Source organism: Croceicoccus marinus, assembly GCF_001661675.2.
GTDB lineage: Bacteria > Pseudomonadota > Alphaproteobacteria > Sphingomonadales > Sphingomonadaceae > Croceicoccus > Croceicoccus marinus.
In genome coordinates this window covers 574,335-596,827 of record NZ_CP019603.1, presented here as the reverse complement: position 1 = coordinate 596,827, position 22,493 = coordinate 574,335, and the positions used below count along the sequence as shown (strand labels likewise).

The 22,493-nt window shown below is 66.5% G+C and carries 16 protein-coding genes and 1 pseudogene; 12 read left to right on the top strand and 5 right to left on the bottom strand.

Annotation, left to right across the window (positions count from 1 at the left end):
• Window positions 1–47 precede the first annotated feature (47 nt).
• A complete protein-coding gene (locus tag A9D14_RS16900; protein ID WP_232469014.1) occupies window positions 48–2,282 on the top strand; it encodes a WD40/YVTN/BNR-like repeat-containing protein in 2,235 nt (744 codons plus the stop codon).
• Here A9D14_RS16900 and A9D14_RS16895 read toward each other — a convergent pair.
• On the bottom strand, window positions 2,249–3,541 hold the full coding sequence (locus tag A9D14_RS16895; protein WP_066850718.1) for an enolase C-terminal domain-like protein: 1,293 nt from the start codon (window positions 3,539–3,541) through the stop codon (window positions 2,249–2,251). The two genes, A9D14_RS16900 and A9D14_RS16895, sit on opposite strands and share 34 nt — an antisense overlap.
• A gap of 174 nt (window positions 3,542–3,715) precedes the next feature.
• Between A9D14_RS16895 and A9D14_RS16890 the strand changes: the two genes are divergently transcribed.
• The 3 genes and pseudogenes from A9D14_RS16890 to A9D14_RS16880 all read left to right on the top strand — a co-directional run bounded on the left by A9D14_RS16890 (window position 3,716) and on the right by A9D14_RS16880 (window position 5,864).
• Window positions 3,716–4,051 carry an L-rhamnose mutarotase gene (locus A9D14_RS16890; RefSeq protein WP_066850717.1) on the top strand — a complete coding sequence of 112 codons (336 nt, stop codon included), beginning with the start codon at window positions 3,716–3,718 and terminating at the stop codon, window positions 4,049–4,051.
• Window positions 4,048–5,046, top strand: coding sequence for an aldo/keto reductase (locus A9D14_RS16885; protein ID WP_232469012.1), 999 nt, complete (start codon window positions 4,048–4,050; stop codon window positions 5,044–5,046). Before A9D14_RS16890 ends, A9D14_RS16885 begins: the two co-directional genes overlap by 4 nt.
• Window positions 5,043–5,864, top strand: a pseudogene (locus A9D14_RS16880) (amidohydrolase family protein). Before A9D14_RS16885 ends, A9D14_RS16880 begins: the two are co-directional and overlap by 4 nt.
• 11 nt (window positions 5,865–5,875) lie before the next feature.
• Here the strand turns inward: A9D14_RS16880 and A9D14_RS16875 are convergent.
• Window positions 5,876–6,664: an IclR family transcriptional regulator gene (locus A9D14_RS16875; RefSeq protein WP_066850498.1), complete on the bottom strand. Its 789-nt coding sequence runs from the start codon at window positions 6,662–6,664 to the stop codon at window positions 5,876–5,878.
• Window positions 6,665–6,789: 125 nt separating this feature from the next.
• Window positions 6,790–9,681: a TonB-dependent receptor gene (locus A9D14_RS16870; protein WP_066850496.1), complete on the bottom strand. Its 2,892-nt coding sequence runs from the start codon at window positions 9,679–9,681 to the stop codon at window positions 6,790–6,792.
• A gap of 150 nt (window positions 9,682–9,831) precedes the next feature.
• Here A9D14_RS16870 and A9D14_RS16865 point away from each other — a divergent pair, with 150 nt between their 5' ends.
• Both A9D14_RS16865 and A9D14_RS16860 read left to right on the top strand, forming a co-directional pair.
• Window positions 9,832–11,328 carry a tryptophan halogenase family protein gene (locus tag A9D14_RS16865; protein WP_066850494.1) on the top strand — a complete coding sequence of 499 codons (1,497 nt, stop codon included), beginning with the start codon at window positions 9,832–9,834 and terminating at the stop codon, window positions 11,326–11,328.
• Complete coding sequence (locus tag A9D14_RS16860; protein ID WP_066850492.1) at window positions 11,328–12,953, top strand: alpha-L-fucosidase; 1,626 nt, start codon at window positions 11,328–11,330, stop codon at window positions 12,951–12,953. Before A9D14_RS16865 ends, A9D14_RS16860 begins: the two co-directional genes overlap by 1 nt.
• A 17-nt stretch (window positions 12,954–12,970) precedes the next feature.
• Here A9D14_RS16860 and A9D14_RS16855 read toward each other — a convergent pair whose 3' ends face one another.
• Complete coding sequence (locus A9D14_RS16855) at window positions 12,971–13,435, bottom strand: Lrp/AsnC family transcriptional regulator (RefSeq protein ID WP_066850490.1); 465 nt, start codon at window positions 13,433–13,435, stop codon at window positions 12,971–12,973.
• Window positions 13,436–13,557: 122 nt separating this feature from the next.
• On the opposite strand from A9D14_RS16855, the gene A9D14_RS16850 reads away from it, so the two are divergent.
• Both A9D14_RS16850 and A9D14_RS16845 read left to right on the top strand, forming a co-directional pair.
• The gene (locus A9D14_RS16850; RefSeq protein WP_066850488.1) at window positions 13,558–14,616 is read left to right on the top strand and encodes a Glu/Leu/Phe/Val family dehydrogenase; all 1,059 of its coding nucleotides are present in this window, start codon (window positions 13,558–13,560) and stop codon (window positions 14,614–14,616) included.
• Window positions 14,613–14,867, top strand: coding sequence for a hypothetical protein (locus tag A9D14_RS16845; RefSeq protein ID WP_066850486.1), 255 nt, complete (start codon window positions 14,613–14,615; stop codon window positions 14,865–14,867). The genes A9D14_RS16850 and A9D14_RS16845 overlap by 4 nt, the downstream gene beginning before the upstream one ends.
• 12 nt (window positions 14,868–14,879) lie before the next feature.
• Here the strand turns inward: A9D14_RS16845 and A9D14_RS16840 are convergent, their stop codons facing one another.
• Complete coding sequence (locus A9D14_RS16840; RefSeq protein ID WP_066850484.1) at window positions 14,880–15,536, bottom strand: helix-turn-helix domain-containing protein; 657 nt, start codon at window positions 15,534–15,536, stop codon at window positions 14,880–14,882.
• A 109-nt stretch (window positions 15,537–15,645) separates the two neighbouring features.
• Between A9D14_RS16840 and A9D14_RS16835 the strand changes: the two genes are divergently transcribed.
• The 4 genes from A9D14_RS16835 to A9D14_RS16820 all read left to right on the top strand — a co-directional run bounded on the left by A9D14_RS16835 (window position 15,646) and on the right by A9D14_RS16820 (window position 22,483).
• Window positions 15,646–17,646, top strand: a complete 2,001-nt coding sequence (locus A9D14_RS16835; protein WP_083988138.1) for a serine hydrolase — start codon at window positions 15,646–15,648, stop codon at window positions 17,644–17,646.
• Window positions 17,646–18,647 carry a dipeptide epimerase gene (locus tag A9D14_RS16830; protein ID WP_066850482.1) on the top strand — a complete coding sequence of 334 codons (1,002 nt, stop codon included), beginning with the start codon at window positions 17,646–17,648 and terminating at the stop codon, window positions 18,645–18,647. Before A9D14_RS16835 ends, A9D14_RS16830 begins: the two co-directional genes overlap by 1 nt.
• A complete protein-coding gene (locus tag A9D14_RS16825) occupies window positions 18,644–19,993 on the top strand; it encodes a peptide MFS transporter (protein ID WP_066850480.1) in 1,350 nt (449 codons plus the stop codon). The genes A9D14_RS16830 and A9D14_RS16825 overlap by 4 nt, the downstream gene beginning before the upstream one ends.
• Window positions 19,994–20,104: 111 nt before the next feature.
• Window positions 20,105–22,483 (top strand): TonB-dependent receptor, encoded by a 2,379-nt coding sequence (locus A9D14_RS16820; protein WP_232469010.1) that lies wholly within the window; start codon window positions 20,105–20,107, stop codon window positions 22,481–22,483.
• The last annotated feature ends 10 nt before the right edge of the window (window positions 22,484–22,493 follow it).

Here is a 22,493-nt window from a genome sequence, read left to right as displayed (position 1 = left end):
TGAATATGATTTTCACAGGTGCAAACCACATCGCGGGAGAGATCGCCTTGCCCAGACGCCGAACCGTCCTGACATCACCCCTCGTCGCCGCAGCTATCGGCGGTCTCGCCCGGCAGGCCGTTGCCGCGCCCGTTCGCTCCGTGCCCTATCGCTGGCGCAATGCGGTGGTCGGCGCGGGCGGATTTGCGCCGGGCATCGTGTTCAGCACGGCAGCGGCGGGGCTTGCCTATCTGCGTACCGACATGGGCGGTGCCTACCGCTGGCAGGCGGATGCGGGTACGTGGGTTCCCTTGCAGGACCAGCTGGCGCAGCGCAATCTTTTCGGGATCGAGAGCATTGCCCCCGATCCGGTCGCTGCCGACATCCTCTACATGGCGGCGGGCACCTATCTGGGCCGCCCGGCCGCCATGATGCGGTCGCGGGACAGGGGCGATAGCTGGGAAATCTTTCCCGTCTCCTTCCGCATGGGGGGCAACGCCTATGGCCGCAGCGTAGGCGAAAGGCTGGCGGTCGATCCGCAGCGGCGCGGCCATCTCCTGTTCGGATCGCGTGAGGAAGGGCTGCAGCGCAGCATCGATTACGGCGCCAGCTGGCAACGCTGCCAAGCCTTTCCATGGTCCGGTGTCGGCCAGGCGGATCGGCGGGGCGAGGATGTCGCCATCGGCATCAGCTTCGTGATCTTCGATCCGGCGCCGGGATCGCGCCGCGTATTCGCGGGCATTGCCGATACCGGCGCGCCGCGCATCGCGATGTCCGCCGACGGCGGCGAGAGCTGGACGGCCCTGGCAGGCGGGCCGCCCGCCGACCTGATCCCGGTCAAGGCCGCCATCGACGGGCAAGGCACGCTATACGTCACCTGTTCGGACAAGGCTGGACCAAGCGGCATCACCCGCGGCGCGGTCTGGCGGCTGCGCCCCGATGGCGGATGGAGCGACATCACGCCGGACAAGCGCGCCGATGCGCCGGCGGGCGGCTACATGGGCGTCGCGGCTGACCGCTCGCGTCCGGGGCGCGTGCTTGTCACCACGATCGACCGCTGGCGTCCCGGCGATACCATCTGGCACACGCGCGACGGCGGCGACAGCTGGGAGGATCTGGGCCCGCGTTCCACCCGCGACGTCGGCATCTCTCCCTTCCTGATGCAGGACGAGGATCATGCCGAGCTGGGCCACTGGCTGGCGGGGCTGGCGATCGATCCCTTCGACGGCAGCAGGGCCGCCTATACGACCGGTGCGACCGTCTATCGGACCGACGAACTGGATGCGAAGGGCGATATCCGGTGGCGGCCTTGGGTGGCGGGGATCGAACAGACCGCGATCATCTCGCTGCTTTCCCCGCCCGGCGGGGCGCCGCTGGTATCCGGCTTTGGCGATATCGCGGGTTTCGTGCACGATGACCTGCAGGTGTCGCCCCCGCGCATGCATCTGAACCCGCATCTCACCAATACGAACAATCTGGACTATGCGGGGCTGCATCCGGATGTGCTGGTACGGTCGGGCAACCGGCACGGCGACCAGGTTCCCACGGCAGCGCTGGCATGGTCCGAAGACGGGGGGCGGATCTGGAATCCGCTTCGGGCGAAGCTGCCGGCGCATGAGGAGCAGGACCGCGACGGACAGGCGCATGTCGTGGCGGGGGCGGACGGTCGGACCTTTGCGGTCAGTACCCCGGTCCCGCTCCTTTCCCGCGACCGGGGCGAAAGCTGGCAGGCGATCGCGGGATTGCCCGAACGCGGGCGGCCCGTGGCGGACAAGCAGGATCCGCGACTGTTCTACGCACTCGATTTCGAACGCGGGCTGTTCCTGCGGTCCGAAGATCACGGCCGCAGCTTCGCGCCCACCACCGCGCGCGGCCTGCCCGCCGATCTGTCAGCCGCGCGTCCGCGCAGCCGCGAAACGCCCTATCCGCTGATCGCATGGCACGGCGCGCGCGGCGCGCTCTGGCTCAAGCTGGGTGAGCGCCTTTATCGCAGCACCGACGCGGGCGACAGCTGGACGCGTATCGGCGCTGCCATCCGCGCCGAACTGTTCGCGCTGGGAAGACCCGCTTCCGGATCGCAGGAACCGACCCTGTTCGTGGCGGGCGAATTCCAGGGCCAGCGCGGGTTGTTCCGGCAGGCCGACGGCGATCGCGGCTGGCTGCGGATCGACGACGACGCGCATCGGTGGGGTCATGAATATCGCGTGATCGAGGGTGATCCGAAGGTCTTTGGCAGGCTGTATGTCGGCACCAACGGGCGCGGGATCCTCTATGGCGATCCGGTCTTCCACGGAAAGGAATAGCGCTCCAGCGAGGAGCGGTGCATCTCGACCGAATAGCCGGGGTTCAGGGGCGCGCTATAGACACCGTTCCCGACCCTGCAGGGATCGACGAAATGTTCGTGCAGATGGTCGACGAACTCGGCCACGCGCCCCTCCATCGTGCCCGAAAAGCACAGATAATCGATGATCGAGAGGTGCTGCACCTGTTCGCACAGCCCTACCCCGCCCGCGTGCGGACAGACTGCCACGTCATGCAGCGCCGCCAGCAGCAGGACGGCCAGCACCTCGTTCACGCCGCCCAGGCGGCAGGCGTCGAGCTGCACCACGTCCAGCGCCTGGCGGGCAAGGAACTGCTTGAACATGATGCGGTTCTGGCACATCTCGCCTGTTGCGACGCCGATGGGCGCGACGGCGCGGCGGATCGCGCGGTGCCCCTCGATATCGTCGGGCGAGGTCGGCTCCTCGATCAGCCACGGGTCTGCAAAGGCAAGCTGTTTCAGCCAATCGATCGCCTGCCCGACTTCCCACATCTGGTTCGCGTCGATCAGCAGCTTCACGTCCGGCCCCACCGTTTCGCGCGCCAGAGCCAGCCGGCGGATGTCGCTTTCCAGCGATCGGCCGACCTTCAGCTTGATATGGTCGAAACCCTGCGCCACCGCCTCGCGGCAGAGCGCCTGCAGCTTGGCATCGTCATAGCCCAGCCAGCCAGCCGAAGTGGTATAGCAGGGATAGCCATGCGCCATGACATGCGCGATCCGATCCGCCTTGCCCTGTGCGCGGGCGGTCAGCAGGTCCAGCGCACCGTCGGGCGTGATCGCGTCGGTCATGTAGCGAAAATCGATCGCGCGCACGATCTGCGCCGGGCTCATGTCGGCGACATAGCGCCACAGCGGCTTGCCCGCACGCCGCGCCAGGCAATCCCACACGGCATTCACCACCGCCGCCGTCGCCAGATGCATCACGCCCTTGTCCGGACCCAGCCAGCGCAGCTGGCTGTCGCCGGTCACATGCCGCCAGAACCGGCCGCCATCCTCCTCGATCCAGTCCAGATCCAGACCTTCCACCAGCGGGGCCAGGGCGCGGATCGCCGCGCAGCACAGATCGTTGCCGCGACCGATGGTGAAAGTCAGCCCGTGGCCCATCAGGCCGGGGTTGGCAGTGTGCAGGATGCAATAGGCCGCCGAATAGTCGGGGTCGGCATTCATCGCGTCGGATCCGTCGAGCGTGTCCGAAGTCGGAAACCGGACATCCATTACTTCCAGGCGTAATATTCTTGTCATCGACGCGGGAAGCCGTTCCGTCATTCTTATTTGCTGGCGCGAAGCGTTTTCATATGTGCAAACGATCCGCGACACAAGCAATCCCTTGCCTGGGGGCCGAGCTTGCTGTTGCCAGGCGAATTGGGCATGGGGCGCTGCGGAACGCTGGCCGGGCAGTCCGGCAGGGGAGGAACGATGCCACGCGCCTGCTTCGCGCTCGACCTGAAGGATGATCCGCGGTTGATCGCGGAATATGAACGGCGTCATGCGCCCGGCAACGTCTGGACCGAAGTGCTCGCGCATCTGAAGGCACAGGGCTTTCACGACATGCAGATCTGGCGCACCGGCGACAGGCTGGTGATGATCGCCGAAGTCTCCGACGACTACCCCCGCCCGGTCGCCCCGCCGCCGCGAACGCTGCAATGGGAAGAGGAGATGTCCCGTTTTCAGCGTCCCCTGCCCCATGCCGCGGATGGCCAGAAATGGGTTCCGATGGATTGCATCTTCGACTGGCGGGGGGAGCCATCTTGATCGCAAGGCGGGCGCTTGGCGATACCGGGCTTGAGGTTTCGGAACTGGGGCTGGGCGGGGCCGCGCTCGGCAATCTCTATGCGCCCGTGGAAGACGAGGATGCGCGGCTGACCGTCGCGGCCGCGCTGGAGGGCGGCGTGAACTTCGTCGATGTCGCGCCCTTCTACGGCATGGGCCTTGCCGAACGCCGTGTCGGCGATGCGCTGCGAATGCGCGAGACGGTGATCTCGACCAAGGTGGGGCGCCTGCTCGACCCTCTCTCGTCGGCCCCTGGCATGGTGGAACGCCACGGTTTCGTCACGACCCTGCCCTTCGAGCCGCGCTTCGATTATACCCGAGAAGGCATCCTGCGCTCGCACGAGGACAGCCTGCAGCGGCTGGGCCTTGGCCGCATCGACCTGTTGCTGATCCACGACATCGGATCATCGACCCAAGGCGCGGAGGCAGCGCGGCGAATGGCGGAACTGACCGAAGGCGGCGGGCTGGACGCGCTGGCGATGCTGAAACGGCAGGGCATCATCGCCGGATGGGGCCTTGGGGTGAACGAGATCGCGGTCTGCCTTGAAATCCTGAACCATGCCCGGCCCGACGCGATCCTGTTGGCGGGGCGCTACAGCCTGCTGGACCAGGAGGCGCTGGAACGACTGTTTCCGGCAGCCGCGGCGCGGTCGGTTCCGATAATCGTGGGCGGTCCGTTCAATTCGGGGCTGCTTGCGGGTACGCCGCGCTTCGATTACGCCCCGCCGCCCGCGGCCATTCGCGACAAGGCAAAGCGGCTGGACGCGATCTGCACCCATCACGGCGTGCCGCTCCCCGCGGCGGCGCTGCAATTCATCCTTGCCCATCCGCAGGTTGCCACCACCGTCCCCGGCGCGCGCAGCGCGGACGAAGTGCGGGCCAATATCGGCTTTCTGGACGTCGCGATCCCCAGCGCGCTCTGGCACGATCTTGCGGATAACGGCTTGGTATCGGCAGACGCCCCGCTTCCGGCATGATCGTCGACGCGCATCACCATTACTGGGACCCCGCGCGCGGCGATTACGGCTGGCTGGCGCGGACATCCCCGCTGCACCGCCGCTGGACGCCGGACGACCTGCGCCCCCTGATGGCGGACGCCGGCGTCCAAGCGACCATTCTGGTGCAGGCCGCACCCACCATGGCCGAGACCGACTGGCTGCTGGACCTGGCAGAACAAGACCCCGGCGTGCTGGGGGTCGTCGGCTGGCTGGACCTGGATGCGCCCGACGTGGCGGGACGCCTGCGGCAACGGCGGCCGCGCGGGCTTATCGGTATTCGTCCGATGCTGCAGGATATTGCCGATACCGACTGGATCCTCGCCCCCGCGCGCCATGCCGGACTGTAGGCGCTGGCGGCCGAGGGGCTGGTCTTCGATGCGCTGGTCCGCTCCGAAGGTCTGGGGGCCATCGCCCGCCTTGCCGAGCGCCATCCCGGTCTTGCCATCGTGCTCGACCATGGCGGCAAGCCGCCGATCGGCCAGCCCGATGCGATGCGCGGCTGGGAACAGGCGCTGCTGGCCCTCAGCCGTTACCAGAACGTAAGCTGCAAGCTTTCCGGCCTGCTGACCGAAGCGCCGGCACAGGGCCGCGACACGGCGGTGCACGATACGATCCGGCGGCTGATCGGCATCTGGGGCCCGCACCGGCTGCTTTGGGGCAGCGACTGGCCGGTGCTGACGCTGGCTGGCGATTACGCTGGATGGCTGACCCTGACGCGCGATGCGCTGTCAGGCCTTTCCCAAGCGGAACGCAGCGCCGTTCTGGGTGCGAACGCGCGCCGCATCTATGGCGTCTAGCGCGCGGAGGTTCAGGACTTGCTGTCGTTCTCGACCAGCTGGTGCGAGATTTCCTCTGCCGCCTCGACCACTTTCACCGCCGCGTCTTCCTGCGTGACCGCCGGATCCCGCTTGTTGAGGAACGGCATTGTCAGCGCCCCTGCCGCGACACCGCCCCGCAGCAGCGGCGCGGACAGGTCGGTGACCCCATCGACATAGCTGCTGGCAACGATTTCCATTCCGCGCTCGCGCACGCTCGCGACCCTGTCCAGAAAGGCCCGCCGCTCATCGCCGGTCAGCTCCGGGTCCATCTGCACATCCCAGTTCCTGCGTATCTCGTCAGGCTGGAAGGCATAGAGCACTGCGCCCGACGCCGCCCGGTGGAGCGGCTTGCGATAACCGACCCGCACGGTGAAGCCCAGTTGCTCGCTCGATTCCATGCGCGCCACGACCACGATCTCACCCTGCGAATGCAATGCAAGGTGGCAGGACTGGCCGACTTCCTGCGACAGCCGGCGCATCACCGGCAGCGCGGTCTCGACCAGGTTCCGCGTGCGCGGTTGCTGCATGCCCAGCGAAAACAGCCGGTCGGTCAGGCGATAGCCCTCGTTCGCCTCGTCCAGTTGAAGATAGCCGCGGAATTGCAGCACCTGAACCATGCGGAACAATTCGCCATGGCTGCGGCCCAGCCGCGCCACGATGGCGCTCAGGCTCAACGGTTCGGCGGTATTCGACAGCAGTTCGAGGATGTCGAGCCCCTTCTCCAGCGCCGGCGCCTTGTAGCGCCGCTCCTGTTCGTCCTCGGTCTGGTCCTGGCCCAAGTTCCCCTCCTGTCAACGCGGCGACCGCGCAGTCAGCCGATCGGCAGACGCGCGCCGTTCCATTGACTATGCCGAAAAAGAAGACCGGGCCAGCCCCAAGGGGCGGCCCGGCCAGGGGAGAGCCTTTAGAAAAGAACGCGCGTCCTGATCGAGAAGCGCCGGTCGTTGATCTTGTAGTCGCGCGGTCTCTCGTCGAAGACCTGATGGGTCGTGATCGCGGTATCGAGGATGTTCTGCGCATCCACGGTGATCGCGAACCGCTCGGTCACGTCGAGGGTGAAGGACGCATCCAGGATGCCGAAGCTGTCGCCGAAGATCGGCAGGTTCTGCGTGCCGGTGTTCGCCGTGCCCTGCAGATATTCGCCCCGCCAGTTATAGGCGACGCGGATTTCCACCGGTCCCTTGTCGAACAGGCCGACAAGGTTGTAGCTGTGCTTCGACAGATTGTTCAGCGGAACCGAGATCTGCGTGACGCTGTTGATGTCGCCCGCAGCGGTCTGGCCCGCGTCGCTGTCCGCAAACGTGTAGTTCGCCTGCAGGCCCAGCCCGTCGAAAGGGGCCGGCAGGAAGCTGGCGAACGCCTGTCCGCCCACCTCGAAGCCGCGCACATAGCCGCTGGCCTCGTTGATCCACCGCTCGGCATTGAACTGCACCACGCCCACGTCCGGCACGTCCTCGCGGAACGGGGCCGAGGGACGCAGCACCAGCAGGTTCTTGATGTCCTTGTTGAAGCCGGTGAGATAGACATAGCCCGAGGAATCGAAATACCATTCGAGCGCGAGGTCGTAGCTGGTCGAATCCTCTGGCAGCAGGTTCGGATCGCCGCGCGCGGTGCCCGTGCCGACATAGGGATTGGTGTCGGGATCATAGGGCTGGTTGGGATCGACCAGCTGCGGGATCGACGAATTGCCGTCGGCATAGCTGACGCCCAGGTTGAACTGCGGATTCAGCTGGTCGAACGATGGGCGCGAGAAGTTCTTCGAGAATGCCGCCCGCAGGATCAGCTCGTCGGTAAGATAGACGCGCATGTTCGCGCTGGGCAGCCACTTGTCGTAGTCCTGGCCGCCGCCGAAATCCTCGTCCAGGGTAAGCGAAGTGGTCGGATCGGTCGGATCGCGGAAGGTCAGCACGCGCCGCCCCTGCGCCCCGGTTTCGGTCCGCACGAAGCGCAGCCCGACGTTGCCGTCGAACGGCAGCGCCGCCAGCTCTCCCCCAAAGCCCAGCCGCGCATAGGCCGCGTAGGTCTTCTCGTCGATGGTGCCCAGAAAGGCGTCGGGCGAATCATAGGGGCGGAACGAGAACCTGGTCCCGCTGATCTCCTCGAACGCATCGAAGGCGGCTTGCGGATTGGCCGACAGCGCGTCCGAGAATTGCCACACCGGCCCGAACACCGTGTCGGCCGCATCGCCGCGCAGCAGGTCCGACTGGTACCGGTTGCGCTCGGCATATTGCGGGAAGTCCGACAGGCGATAGCAATTTTCCGGCGACGACCAGTTGGCGCAGGAACCCACGCCGGTCCATGTGCCATAGGTCGTGTTGCGGTTGATCGCGCTCTTGTCGGTATAGCGGGTGCCGACCTGCAGCTCGTCGAGGAAGCCGCCCTCATCGAAATCCCACGTCAGGTCCGCGCGCAATGCATCGGCATTGGCGTCGTTTTCCTCGGCATAGGGCAGGATCGCGGTCACGGCATAATTCGACAGATCGGCGTAATAGCCGGGCGTCGTCGACTGGAAGACCGGCACGTCGCCGTTGATGTCGAAGAAGAAGTCGTAGTCCTGGCCGATGCCGGCAAGCCCGGTGCGCGGATTGATCGCGCTGGCCGTCAGGTTCAGCGTCCTTGCCTCGACCGTCGAATCGATGTGCTGGTAATCGATCTGCAGCTTGAGGTTCGGGGCCAGATCCCAGATCATCCCGCCCGAAATCTCGGACGTGCTGGTATCGCGATTGGTGCCCAGCGTCGCCGAATCCGAGTTCGGATTATCGAGATAGCCGGTGCGGACGATCCCGTCCTCGTCCACCGTGAATTCGCGGTCGGGCGAAGGGCCGACGTCGGAGCCGTACGAGAAGAACGACACGCCCGCTTCGTTGAATTCGTAGTCGGCCTGGAAATACTGGCCATAGAACTCGATGGTGTCGGTCGGACGCCACTGCAGCGCGACAAGCCCGCTGATGCGCTCGCGGTCGCCATAGGCCACCGAGAACCCGCCGCCATGCGGCAGCAGCACGGTCTGGTCCTCATAGCCGGGAACAGGCCCCTGGACGCCGGGCGCCGCCGGGCCGTGCTGGTAGAACGGCTCCACCACCACGTTGTCCTCGCGGAAGCTGGTGGTCTGATAGCCGATATTGGCAAGAAAGCCGATCTCGCCGATGCCCGTGTCCCAGCGATTGCTGTAGAGACCCGATGCCTGCTGCCCGCTTTCGCCGATCAGGTCGTAATAGGTGACCGCGCCGGTGGCGGCGATGATCTCGTCGCGCGAATCGAACGGCATGCGGGTGCGCAGGTTGACGGTGCCCGCAAGCCCGCCCTCGATCATGTTGGCTGCGGGGTTCTTGTAGACGTCGACGCCCGCCAGCAATTCGGAACCGACCTCGTCCCACGACAGGCCGCGTCCGCCGCTGGCCTGAAAAATGTCGCGGCCGTTCAACTCGGTCCGGACCTGCGTGAGGCCGCGCACGGCGATGGCGTTGCCTTCGCCCCGGTTGCGGGTGATTTGCACGCCCGATACGCGCTGCAGCGCTTCCGCCACGTTCACGTCAGGCAGACGGCCGATGTCCTGCGCGGTGATCGAATCGACGAACTGGTCGGAATTGCGCTTGATCTCCTGCGAGGTCTCGAGCGACTGGCGCAGCCCGGTGACGACGATCAGATCCTGGTTCGCGACCTCTTCGGGCGAATCCGCATCGTCCCCCGCTTCGGGCTGCTGCGTCTGCGCAATGGCCAAGCCCGGCATCGTCATGGCCGCCAGCACGATGGCCAGCTTCGACGCGCCGCACAGCGCCCCCTCGGTACCCCTCATTACAGTCTCCTCTCCGGAACCGTTTCCCTGGCCTGACTGCCAACGGTCCGATTGATCGTATTATGCACAGGTGATCATAGCTTTCATATATGCACAAGACAAGCGTGTTTCATCCGTGTATCGACACGCGAAAGACAGGAGAGGCTGAGCATGGAATCGCAAGGGATCCGCCGGGTGGTGATCGCGGGCGGGGGCACCGCGGGCTGGATGGCGGCGGCGGTGATGTCGAAGACATTTGGCGCACAGGACCTTTCGATCACGCTGGTCGAATCGCCCTCGATCGGCACGGTCGGCGTGGGCGAAGCGACGATTCCCCCCATCCTGACGCTCAACCGCCTGCTCGGCCTGGACGAGGATGAGCTGGTCCGCCGCACCGGCGCGACCTTCAAGCTGGGGATCGAGTTTCGCGACTGGGGCGGTCTGGGCGAACGATATATCCACCCGTTCGGCCATTATGGCGCCAACCTGCGCGGCGTCTCTTTCCACCAGCACTGGCTGCTGCATGGCGATGCCCCGCTGGGCGATTATTCGATGACGGTGGCGGCCGCGCGCGAGGGGCGCTTCACCCGCCCCTCGGCCGATCCCAAGCATATTCACTCGCGCCTCAGCTACGCCCTCCATTTCGACGCGGCGCTCTATGCCGAATTTCTGCGCGAACAGGCGGCGGCGCGCGGCGTGCGCCATGTGCAGGGCCGCATCGAACATGTCGAACTGGACGATCGCGGCCATGTCGCCGCGCTGGCGCTGGATCAGGATCGGCGGATCGAGGGCGATCTCTTCATCGACTGCACCGGCTTTCGCGGCCTGCTGATCGGCGAGGCGCTGGGCACGGCATATGACGACTGGTCACGCTGGCTGCCGATGGACCGCGCGCTGGCCGTTCCGTCGCAAGCGGTCACGCCGCGCACGCCCTATACCCGCTCGACCGCGGGCAAGGCTGGCTGGCGCTGGCGCATCCCGCTGCAGCACCGCACCGGCAACGGCCACGTCTATTGCAGCGCGCATCTCTCGGACGACGAGGCGGCGGCGCAATTGCTGGACGGGCTGGACAGCCCGGCATCGGGCGATCCCCGGCCGCTGCGCTTCACCACCGGCAGGCGGCAGAAGATGTGGGACCGCAACGTGGTGGCGCTGGGCCTCGCCTCCGGCTTTCTGGAGCCGCTGGAATCGACCAGCATCCATCTGATCCAGCAGGGTGTCGTCACGTTGATGTCGCTGTTCCCCGACCGCGGCTTCGCGCAGGCCGACATCGACGAATACAACCGCACCATGGCGGACGAGTTCGAAAAGGTGCGCGACTTCATCATCCTGCACTACCACCAGACGCGCCGGGACGATTCCGACTTCTGGAACGACATGCGCACGATGGAGGTGCCCGGCAGCCTGCGCCGGCGCATGGACCTGTTCGCCAGCCACGGACGCGTCTTCATCAAGCCGGACGAGCTGTTCACCGAAACCAGCTGGGTGACCGTGATGCTGGGACAGGGCCTGCGCCCGCGCAACGCCGATCCGGTCGCCGCCGCCATGCCGAAGGGAGAGATCGCGCCGCAACTGACCCGAATGCGGCAGCTGGTGCAGAACGGAGTGGAAGCCATGCCCACGCATGACCAGTTCATCGCCGCCCATTGCGCGGCAGAGGCGGCGTGATGCGCGGCTTCCCGATCTCCCGCCGCTCGGCGCTGGCCGGAATGGCCGCCATTCCCGCCGCGACCCTGCCCGGCGTCGCCCGCGCCGGCGCGATCCCCTCCAACTGGTCGGCGCTGGCCGGGGCCTATCGCGTGCCCGACTGGTTCCGCGACGCCAAGTTCGGCATCTGGGCGCACTGGTCCGCGCAATGCGTGCCCGAACAGGGCGACTGGTACGGACGGCTGATGTATCTTCAGGGCCATCCGATGTACGAACATCATGTGAAGACCTATGGGCACCCGTCCGAAACCGGCTTCATGGAGATCGAGAACCGCTGGAAGGCCGAGGCGTGGGACCCGGAATATCTGGTCCGCCGCTACAAGGCCGCGGGCGCCAGATATTTCATGAGCCTTGGCGCGCATCACGACAATCTCGACTGCTTCGACAGCTCGCATCATGCATGGAACACGCTGCGCGTCGGGCCGAAACGCGACATCGTCGGCACCTGGGAAAGGATCGTGCGGGGCGAAGGGCTGCGCTTTGGCGTCAGCAACCATATCAGCCATGCGTGGCACTGGTGGCAGACCGCCTATGGCTATGATCCCGAAGGGCCGCTGGCGGGCGTTCGCTACGATGCGTGGCGGCTCCGCAAGGAAGACGGGCGCGGCACCTGGTGGGAGGGGCTGGATCCGCAGGAACTCTACACCGGTGCGACCATGGCCCCGCCGCCGGGTATCACCTCGATAGAGGCGATGAACGCATGGCACGACACGCATAGCGGCCGCTGGATGGAATTCGCACCGCCCGGCAATCTTGCCTTCGTAGCCAAATGGCTGCTGCGCTCGAACGAGATCGTCGACAGATACCGGCCCGACATCATCTACATGGACGATTACGGCCTGCCCTTCGGACCCGTCGGGGTCGAGGCGCTGGCGCATTACTACTCGCGCGCGCTGGAACGCGGGGGCGACATCGACGTGGTGCTGACCGCCAAGGTCCTCTCCGCCTTCCAGCGCGAGGCCCTGGTCGAGGATGTCGAGCGCGGCTGGAGCGACCGGCTGCGCGACCAGCCCTGGCAGACCTGCACCTGCATCGGCGACTGGCACTACAACCGCAGCCGGTTCCTGAACAAAAGCTATGTTCCGGCGAAACAGGTGATCCAGCGCCTGTGCGACGTGGTGGCCAAGAACGGCAACCTGCTGCTGTCCATCCCGATGCGCGGCGACGGCACCATCGATGCCGAGGAGGAGAAGATCCTCGACGGCATCACCGCATGGATGGCGCTGAACGGAGAGGCGTCGATCCACGGTTCGCGCCCGTGGCGCATCTATGGCGACGGCCCGACGCAGGTGCAGGCGGGCATGCATACCGAGGGCGACACCTTCTTCACGCCGCAGGACGTGCGCTTTACGGTGAAGGACGGCGCGCTGCATGTCGCGGTGCTGGAATGGCCCGATAGCCCGGTCCGCATTACCGCTCTGGGCGAGGGGCAGCTACCATCGGCGCGGATCGAACGCGCGCGGCTGAACGACGGGCGCGACGTGCGGTTCCGGCGCAGCGGGGATGCGCTGGAACTGACGATACCGCCCGCGCGTGATGGCGACATGATCCCGGTCGTGCGGCTCGACGGGCGCGGACTGATCTAGCCCGCCCCCTCAGTGCATTAAACCGGCAGCGCGGTGGTCGACTTGATCTCGGACAGCGCCACGGTCGAGTTGATTTCCTGCACGCCGGGGATCTTCGATAGCCTGTCGAAGAACAGCCGTTCATAGGCGTCGATGTCCCTGGTCACGATACGCAGCATGAAATCGAACACGCCGATCAGCACATAGGCTTCCAGCACTTCGGGCAGCTCGGCGATGGCGCGGGTGAACTCGTCCAGATGCGCGTGGCCGTGCGCGCTCAGCTTCACCTGGGCAAAGACCTGGGTGTTGAGGCCGATCTTGCGCCGGTCGACCAATGCCACGCGGCGGGCGATGATGCCCTCCTTCTCCAGCCGCTCCACCCGCCGCCAGCAGGGCGAGGCGGACAGGCCCACGCGCTTGGCCAGCTCTGCCGTGGTCAGACTGGCATCGCGCTGCAATTCGGCCAGGATCTTTCGTTCGAAGGGATCGAGCATGTCGGTCATCCATTTCGCTTATCACCGCAGGGTCGGTGAAATCCACCCGTATATCCGCCCTTCGCCGCAAATGAGGTCGGACTTTCCCCGCCGCATGGGCGATCATGCCCCATCAGACAGGAGACGCAAAAATGAACGATCCATCCCCCGCCCATCCGCCCGAGACGGTGATCCCCATCGCCGATCCCGCCAGCGGGCTGCGCGGCGTGATCGTGCTGCATTCGACGCGCCTGGGCCCAGCGGCGGGCGGGTGCCGGTTCTGGCGCTATGACAGCGACGCGGCGATGATGGCAGACGCGGTGCGGCTGGCCGAGGGGATGGCCTACAAGAACGCGCTGGCGGAACTGCCGCTCGGCGGCGGCAAGTCGGTGATCGCCATGCCCGCCGGCCCGTTCAACCGGGACGCGCTGATGCGCGCCTTCGGCCGCGCCGTCGAAGCGCTGGGCGGCGATTATCTGACCGCGGAGGACGTCGGCACATCGGTCGCGGACATGACCATCGTGCGGGGCGAGACGCGCCATGTCGCGGGGCTGGACGCGGCGGAGGGAAAACCCGGCGGCGATCCCTCGCCATGGACCGCGCGGGGCGTGTTCCTGGCGATGCAGCTCGCCGCGCGGCGGCTGGGCAGCGATCTGGCCGGGCTGACGGTCGCGGTGCAGGGGCTGGGCCATGTCGGCGCGCATCTGTGCCGCGATCTGCACGAAGCGGGCGCGAAACTGGTCGTGGCCGACGTCGATGCGGACCGCGCCGAGGCGGCTGCTCGCGAGTTCGGTGCACGCATCGTCCAGCCCGGCGACATCGTCGCGGCAGAGGCTGACATCTTCGCGCCTTGCGCGCTGGGCGGCGTGTTGGACAGTCGCAGCGTGCCGCTGCTGCGCGCAAAACTGGTCTGCGGAGCGGCGAACAATGTCCTTGCCGCGCCCGATGACGGCGATCTGCTGGCGCGGCGCGGCGTGCTCTATGCGCCGGACTATGTCGTGAACGCAGGCGGCATCATCAATGTCGCGGCAGAGCATCTGGGCTGGACCGCCGCCGAAGCAGCGCGCCGGGTGGAGGACACGCCCCGCCGCCTGGCCGCCGTGCTGGACCTTGCCGATGCCAATGCGCTGCCCCCTCACCGGGCCGCCGATCGACTGGCCCGCCAGCGCATCGCCCGCGCCGGGCGCGAGCGAAAGCGTGCGGCGGCATGACCCCGCCCGTCCGCCTGACCCTGACCGCGCAGTCCAGCGCGGGCCTGCTATGCCGCCTGATCGGTCTGCTGGCGCAGCACGACCTTGCCGCGCCCGACCTGAAGGTCACGACGCGGGGCACGGAAATGCGGGTGGAGATGGTGCTACGCGGCCTGTCGCCCCAGTCGGCGCGCATCGCGGCCGAGAAGATGCGCGGCTGCATCGGCGTCGTCTCTGTCAGCGAAACCGGGAGCGTCCCCGCCCCCGCCTAACCCAACCCGAAATCAGCCCCGTTTCGGCCCGTAGATGGTCATCAGCGAATCCGCGAAATCCTGCTCGCGGCTGGAACAGACGCCCAGCACCTGCGCCTCGTCGCAGCCGTCGGCGACGACATAGGCGTGGCCCATGTCGGAATCGATATAGATCCCCTCGCCCTTGTGCAGCGTCACCGGGTCGTAGAATTCGGTGAGCACGACGATGCTGCCTTCCAGCACGTGGATATATTCCTCGCCCGGATGGCGTACCAGCTTGCCGAATTCCTCCGCCGTCCTGGCGCGGATCGTGGTGACGATCGGGATCATCATCTTCTGCCGCAGTTCGGGGCACATGTAGTGATAATCGTAATTGGGCGTCGTCACCCGCACCGCGCGCTCGGGCTTGCCGATGCTGCGCCGTCCGGTGAAGCTGCGCTCTTCCTCGCGCTCCTCCGGTTCGGCGAACAGTTCGGACAGGCGGATGCCCAGCCGCTGGCTCAATTGCATCAGCTTGTCATAGGTCAGCGTCAGCCGGTCATGCTCGACCTTGGACAGGGTCGAGACGGGGATGCCGGTCTCGGCGCTCATCTCCTTGAGCGTCCAGCCGTTTCGCCCGCGCAGCCCCTTTAGCAGGCTGCCCAGCGTGGGATGCTGCGGTGCGGCGGATATGGGTTCAGATTTCCCCATTTGACAATTCTCTGATTAGGATCATTATGTCCCGGTTAGGTCAAAAGCTATCCGTTCAAGGTTAGCCGCGAAAACTGGCCGAGGCAACAAGGGTCGAAATGGGGGTCCCATGCGCATAACCAGATTACCCGCCGCAATGCTGTTCGCCATCTGCATGCTGCTGGCATCGACAGGCACGATGCTGACCGCCCAGCAGGCCGCGCCCGAACCGCGCGAAGCCGCGGCGCAGCCCCCTGCCGACAATTCGGGCAATCGCGGCGAGGCGCTGACCAAGAGCGATCTCGACGCCTGGCTCGACGGTTATCTGCCCTATGCAATCGGCGACGGCGACATCGCCGGCGCCGTGGTGGTGGTTGTCAAGGACGGCGAGATTCTGACCCAGCGCGGCTATGGCTATGCCGATGTCGAGAGCCGCACGCCGGTCGACCCCGAAAAGACCCTGTTCCGTCCCGGTTCGGTGTCCAAGCTGATCACCTGGACCGCGGTGATGCAGCAAGTCGAACAGGGCAGGATCGACCTCGACGCCGACATCAACCAGTACCTCGATTTCACCATCCCCGATTACGAGGGGCAGCCGGTGACCATGCGCCAGCTGATGACGCATACCGCCGGGTTCGAGGAGCAGGTCAAGGACCTGATCGGCGATGATCCCGACGCCATCCCCCCCTATGACGAGCTGCTGAAGCGCTGGGTGCCGCAGCGCATCTTCGCCCCCGGCACCACGCCCGCCTATTCGAACTATGGCACCTCGCTGGCCGGCTATATCGTCGAGCGCGTGTCGGGCGAGCCGTTCGACGACTATGTCGAGCGGCATATCTTCCAGCCGCTGGGCATGGACGATTCCAGCTTCCGCCAGCCGCTGCCCGCAAGGCTGCAGCCGAACATGGCGACCGGCTATGACAAGATGTCGGGCGAGGTCGTGCCCTTCGAGATCGTCGGCCCCGCGCCCGCCGGTTCGCTGTCCTCCACCGGCGAGGACATGGCGCGCTTCATGATCGCGCATCTGAACAATGGCGAACTTGACGGCAATCGCATCCTGAAGCCCGAGACCGCGCGCTACATGCACACCACCGCCACCACGCTGCTGCCGCCGCTGGACCGCATGATGATGGGTTTCTTCGAGACCAACATCAACGGCGAGCGCGTGATCGCGCATCTCGGCGACCTGGGCGGTTTCCACACCTCGCTCCATCTGTTCATGGATCAGGACGTTGGCCTCTACGCCTCGTTCAACAGCGGGGGCGAGGAAGGCGCGGTGAACGGCGTGCGCATCAACCTGTTCACCGAATTCGCCGACCGGTACTTCCCCGGCGATCCGATCACCAGCCGCGTCCCGCCCGAGGAATCGGCACGACACGCGCAGATGCTGGCGGGCAACTGGATCGCTTCGCGCCGGGCGGATTCGACCTTTCTCAACATCACCCAGCTGATCGGGCAGGCCAGCGTCTCGGTCGGCCCCGACGGCGAGCTGATCCTGCCGCCCGGCATGGGCCTGACCGGCCGCCCCGCCAAATGGGTCGAGGTCGAGCCCTTCGTGTGGCAGGACCTCAACAGCCACACCCGCCTTGCCGCGCGGGTCGAGGACGGCGAGGTCACGCGATTCAGCCTGTCGATCATGTCCGCCTTCACCGTGTTCGAACGCGCGCCCTGGTACAAGAATGCCGCGCTGCTGATGCCGCTGATCTATGCGGCGCTGGTCGTGCTGCTGCTGACCGCGCTGCTGTGGCCGGTGCGCGCACTGGTGCGCCGCCATTACGGCGCGCCGCTGCCACTGGAAGGCCGCCGGCGGCTCGGCTACCGCCTGTCGCGCCTTGCCGCGCTGCTGATGGTGCTGGTGCTGGTCGGCTGGGGTGTCCTCATCACGCTGATGTTCGACGACCTTACCAATCTGGGCGGGGCGTTCGATGCCATCACCATCGTGCTTCAGGTGCTGACTCTGGTGATCTTCATCGGCGGGCTGGCGGTATTCGCCTGGTATCTGTGGCAGGTCTGGACCGGGGGCCGCCGCTGGACCGCCAAGGTCTGGAGCGTGCTGCTGCTGCTGGCAGGCATCGTGATGGTGTGGCTGGCCGCGGCCTTCCACCTGTTCGGCATCGGGACGAACTACTGATGGCGCTGACACTGGACGCAAGGCGCGAGACATTGCGCCTTGCCGCGCCCTTCCGCATCTCGGGCCATGTGTTCGAGGAGACCGAGGTGGTGGTCGTCACCCTGTCGGACGGCACGCATCGCGGGCGCGGCGAAGGCGGCGGCGTCTATTATCTGCACGACGACGCCGAAACCATGATGGCCGACATAGAGGCCGCGCGCAGCCGGATCGAGGCCGGTATCGACCGCACGGCGCTGCAGGCGCTGATGCCCGCGGGCGGGGGCCGCAACGCGGTCGATTGCGCGCTGTGGGATCTTGAGGCTAAGCAGAAAGGCATGCCCGTCTGGCAGCTGGCCGGCGTGCCCGAACCCAGGCCGGTGGTCACGACCTTCACGCTGGGTGCCGACAGTCCCGAAAAGATGGCGGCAGGCGCCAGCGCCTATGCCGATGCGCGCGCGATCAAGGTCAAGCTGACCGGCGAACTCGACCTCGACATTGCGCGCGTGCAGGCCATCCGCGCCGCGCGGCCCGATGTGTGGCTGGGGGTCGACGCCAACCAGGGCTTCACGCTTGGCGAGCTGGGCGATCTGGCCGCCGCGCTCGATGCCTGCCGCGTCTTGCTGCTGGAACAGCCCCTGGCGCGAGGGCGAGAGGCGGATCTGGACGGTTTCGCCAGCCCGATGCCGGTCGCGGCGGACGAAAGCGCGCTGACCAGCGCCGACGTGCCGGGCCTGGCCGGGCGCTTTACCGTCAACAACATCAAGCTCGACAAATGCGGCGGCCTGACCGAGGCGCTGAAGATCGCGAATGCCAGCCGCGAGGCGGGCCTGCAGGTGATGGTCGGCAACATGGTCGGCACCAGCCTTGCGATGGCCCCCGCCTTCGTGCTGGCGCAGCTGTGCGATTTCGTCGACCTCGACGGGCCGACCTTCCTCGCGCAGGACCGCGAGCCGTCGGTCACCTATAGTCACGGCACGATCTGGGCAGGCGGCGACGTCTGGGGCGGGCCCGACCCGGCATGAGCGCCGCCGCCCCCGCGTCCGGACAGAACTGGTTCGGCCAGCCGCGCGGGCTGACGATCCTGATCCTGACAAACATGTGGGAGACGTTCTCCTACTACGGCATGCGCGCGCTGCTCGTCTATTACATGACGCTGGAACTGCTGATCGAGCAGGGCATGTCCTCGGTCATCTACGGCACCTATACCGCATTCGCCTATTTCACGCCGATCTTCGGCGGCATCATCGCCGACCGCTGGCTGGGCAAGCGCCGCGCGGTGATCCTGGGCGGGTCGATCATGGCGCTGGGCCATTTCATGATGACATTCGAGCCATTGTTCTACATCGCGCTTGGCACCATTGCGCTGGGCAACGGGTTCTTCCTTCCCAGCCTGCCCAGCCAGATCAACGATCTGTACGGCGCGAACGACCCGCGCCGGCCGTGGGCCTATAATATCTATTACGTCGGCGTGAACATCGGCGGCTTCCTCGCGCCGCTGATCTGCGGGACCCTGGGCGAGTTCTATGGCTGGCATTATGGCTTCGGCGCGGCGGGCATCGGCATGGCGGCGGGCCTCGCGATCTATGTCTGGGGCGGCAAATATCTGCCGGTGGAGGACCGAACACCGGTCACCCTGGCAGGCGGCAAGGCCAGCTTCCGGGACGGCTTCGACCGCCCGACACTGATGCTGCTGGGCGGGCTGCTGCTGGCGGTCACCGTGTTCCGCAGCGCCTATGAGCAGGTGGGCAATACGGTCGCGCTGTGGGCCAACAGCGGGGTGGACCGCGCCGCGGGATCGTTCGAGATACCGATGACGTGGTTCCAGTCATTGAACCCGCTGCTGGTGATCCTAATGACCCCCTTCCTGCTGGCGCGCTGGCGGCGGCAGGCGGCGGCAGGCACGGAACATTCGCCGCTGCACAAGATGGCGATCGGCGCGCTGGTGGTGGCCGGGGCCTATGTCCTGCTGGCGGTGGTCGCGGGCTGGCAGGACGGTGCGCGCGCCAGCTGGCTGTGGCTGGCCGCCTTCTTCGTCGTTCTGACTACGGGCGAGCTCTATATCCTGCCCAACGGACTAGGCATTTTCGCACGGCTTGCCCCGCAGCGGCTGGGCGCGAGCACGGTGGCGAGCTGGTTCTTCGCCACCTTCACCGGCAGCCTTGCGGGCGGGCTGGTCGGCAGCTTGTGGAGCGTGCTGCCCGTGCCCGCCTATTTCGCGCTGCTGGCTGTGATCGCGGCGGCGGCGGCGCTGTTCCTGCGCGCGCTCGACACGCCTGCGCGCGCGGTCTTCGCCGCCCGCGCGGCGCTGGACGAACAGGAAGCGGCGGTCGCTGCGGCCACGAATGACAGCGAGGCGATCAGGGTTTGACAATTCTCATAGCAGGACAATAATGTCCTGATTGGAAATATGCTGGTTCTGGGATCAATATCGCGCGCCGGGCGAAAACGGCCGACGCGCGGGCATAGGGGACTTAGGGACATGGTGCAGATCACGACATCGGGGCAGGTGATGAACCGGGCGATGCGGCGTGCCGGAATGCATGCGGGCGCGGCCGTCATGGCGCTGGCGATGCCGGCCGTCGCCGCCGCAGCCGACGCCGCTGAAACGGCGGCGCAGGACGGGGCGGCGCAGAACGAACCCGTCCGGGTCGAACGCGTGCAGAACCCCGCCGACATCGTCGTCACCGCGCAGAAGCGGACCGAGCTTCTGGCCGAGATCCCCCAGTCGATCAGCGTGGTGGGCGAGGATACGCTGGAGCGCCAGCAGGCCCGCAGCTTCTCCGACTATGCCGAGCTGGTCCCCAGCCTTAGCATCACGCAGAGCAATCCGGGCGAGACGCGCGTGATCCTGCGCGGCATCAACACCGGATCGGTCGGCTCCACTGTCGCGATCTATGTCGACGACACCCCCTTCGGGTCCAGTTCCAGCCTGGGCAATGCCGCGGTGCTGGCGGGCGATTTCGACACCTTCGACCTTCAGCGGGTGGAAGTGCTGCGCGGGCCGCAGGGTACGCTCTATGGATCCAACTCGCTGGGCGGGGTGATCCGCTTCGTCACCAACCGGCCCGCGCTGGGCGAATATGAAATGCGCGCGCAGGCGGGCGTCGAATTCGTCGATGGCGGCGGCACCGGCTGGTCGGGCAATGCGCTGGTCAACGTGCCGGTGGGCGACACTATCGCCATTCGCGCCAGCGGCTTCTATCGCCGGCAGGCCGGTTTCGTCGACATCATCGGCCGCGATTTCGAAAAGGAAGCGGACGAGGCGGACATCTATGGCGGCCGTATCTCCGCGCTGTTCCAGCCCAGCGACGCGCTGTCGCTGCGGCTGACCGCGATCGCGCAGAACATTCGCGCCGGATCGCCAAGCTCGTACGAAGCCGATCCCGTCACCAAGCAGCCCATCACCACCGATCCCTTCACCGGCGAGGCGCTGAGCGGCCTGAGCCGCGTGGAGTTCTTTCCCGACGACAATGATGTCGACTACCGGCTCTACAACGGCACGCTGGACTTCGACCTGGGCTTCGCGACGCTGACCTCGGTCACCAGCTATGGCACGCTGGAGCAGGACCAGACGACCGACAACACCATCGGCTTTGGCCCCACCGTCACCTTCGTCTACCAGGCGTTGGGCGGGCGCACCGACACCATCGGCGCGATCCTTGCCGCGCCGCTCGAGCAGGAGAAATTCACGCAGGAAGTGCGCCTCTCCTCGCAGGATTCCGAAGTGTTCGAATGGCAGGTCGGCGGCTATTACACCGACGAGAAGGTCGAACTGCACCAGGAGCTGATCCCCTTCGTGCAGGACACCGGCGAGCTGTTCGATCCCACGCTGCTGGGCTTTGCCGACCTGCTGACGCTCGACCTCAATTCCGATTACGAGGAGATCGCCGGTTTCGCCAATGCGGAGCTGCACATCACACCGCGCTGGGAAGTCGGCGGCGGCATCCGCTACAGCCATAACGAGCAGAACGTCGTCCAGATCGAACAGGGCGCGTTCCAGCCGCTGCAGGGCCTCCCCTCGCCCAACATCACCGACGGCGAATCGAGCGAGAACGTGTTCACCTGGTCGGCATCGACCCGCTACGAACTCGGCGATCTCAGCTCGGTCTATGCGCGAGTGGCCAAGGGGTATCGTCCGGGCGGCCCCAATGTCATCCCGCCCGGCGCGGGTCCGGATTTCCCCGTGCAGTACGACGCCGATACGCTGATCAGCTATGAAATCGGCCTGCGGGGCGAGACGGCGGACCGCAGCTTCGCCTTCGACGGGGCGGTCTATTACCTCGACTGGAACGACATCTTGATTTTCGGCGCGTTCGACAGCGCCATCGGGCCGGTCGGTGCGAACGACAATGGCGGCGGCGCGCGCGTCTATGGCGCGGAAGTCAGCGCCACGCTGCGCCCCACCGCGGGCCTGCAGCTGGCGATCAACGGCGCGTACAACGATGCCAAGCTGACCGACGATACGCCCCCGGTCACCGGCGGCCTCGACGGGGACGAACTGCCCTATACGCCCAAGCTCAGCACCACGCTCAGCCTCGACTACGAATGGGCGCTGGGCGGGGATGCGCTGGCCTTCGTCGGCGGCGATGTGCAGCTGATCAGCGACCAGTCCGCCGCGTTCGACCCGGCCTATCGCGCGACCTTCGGCCGCCGGCTGGACCTCGACGGCTATGAAAAGGTGGATCTGCGCGCCGGGGTCGATTTCGGCGCGTTCAGCGTCACCGCCTATGCGCGCAACCTGACCAATTCGCTGGGGCTGTCCAACGTGGGCGAATTCGGCACCCGTCCGGGTACGCTGGTCTCCGCCTCGCCGATCCGTCCGCGCACCATCGGGCTCTCGCTGGCGGCAGGCTTTTGATCGCGGAGGC

What these genes read in the sequence shown, in the direction of transcription:
- A9D14_RS16895 (WP_066850718.1), bottom strand. Translation starts at nt 3,541, where the DNA reads ATGACAAGAATATTACGCCTGGAAGTAATGGATGTCCGGTTTCCGACT.
- A9D14_RS16890 (WP_066850717.1), top strand. Translation starts at nt 3,716, where the DNA reads ATGCCACGCGCCTGCTTCGCGCTCGACCTGAAGGATGATCCGCGGTTG.
- A9D14_RS16870 (WP_066850496.1), bottom strand. Translation starts at nt 9,681, where the DNA reads ATGAGGGGTACCGAGGGGGCGCTGTGCGGCGCGTCGAAGCTGGCCATC.
- A9D14_RS16865 (WP_066850494.1), top strand. Translation starts at nt 9,832, where the DNA reads ATGGAATCGCAAGGGATCCGCCGGGTGGTGATCGCGGGCGGGGGCACC.
- A9D14_RS16860 (WP_066850492.1), top strand. Translation starts at nt 11,328, where the DNA reads ATGCGCGGCTTCCCGATCTCCCGCCGCTCGGCGCTGGCCGGAATGGCC.
- A9D14_RS16855 (WP_066850490.1), bottom strand. Translation starts at nt 13,435, where the DNA reads ATGACCGACATGCTCGATCCCTTCGAACGAAAGATCCTGGCCGAATTG.
- A9D14_RS16850 (WP_066850488.1), top strand. Translation starts at nt 13,558, where the DNA reads ATGAACGATCCATCCCCCGCCCATCCGCCCGAGACGGTGATCCCCATC.
- A9D14_RS16845 (WP_066850486.1), top strand. Translation starts at nt 14,613, where the DNA reads ATGACCCCGCCCGTCCGCCTGACCCTGACCGCGCAGTCCAGCGCGGGC.
- A9D14_RS16840 (WP_066850484.1), bottom strand. Translation starts at nt 15,536, where the DNA reads ATGGGGAAATCTGAACCCATATCCGCCGCACCGCAGCATCCCACGCTG.
- A9D14_RS16835 (WP_083988138.1), top strand. Translation starts at nt 15,646, where the DNA reads ATGCGCATAACCAGATTACCCGCCGCAATGCTGTTCGCCATCTGCATG.
- A9D14_RS16830 (WP_066850482.1), top strand. Translation starts at nt 17,646, where the DNA reads ATGGCGCTGACACTGGACGCAAGGCGCGAGACATTGCGCCTTGCCGCG.
- A9D14_RS16825 (WP_066850480.1), top strand. Translation starts at nt 18,644, where the DNA reads ATGAGCGCCGCCGCCCCCGCGTCCGGACAGAACTGGTTCGGCCAGCCG.
- A9D14_RS16820 (WP_232469010.1), top strand. Translation starts at nt 20,105, where the DNA reads ATGGTGCAGATCACGACATCGGGGCAGGTGATGAACCGGGCGATGCGG.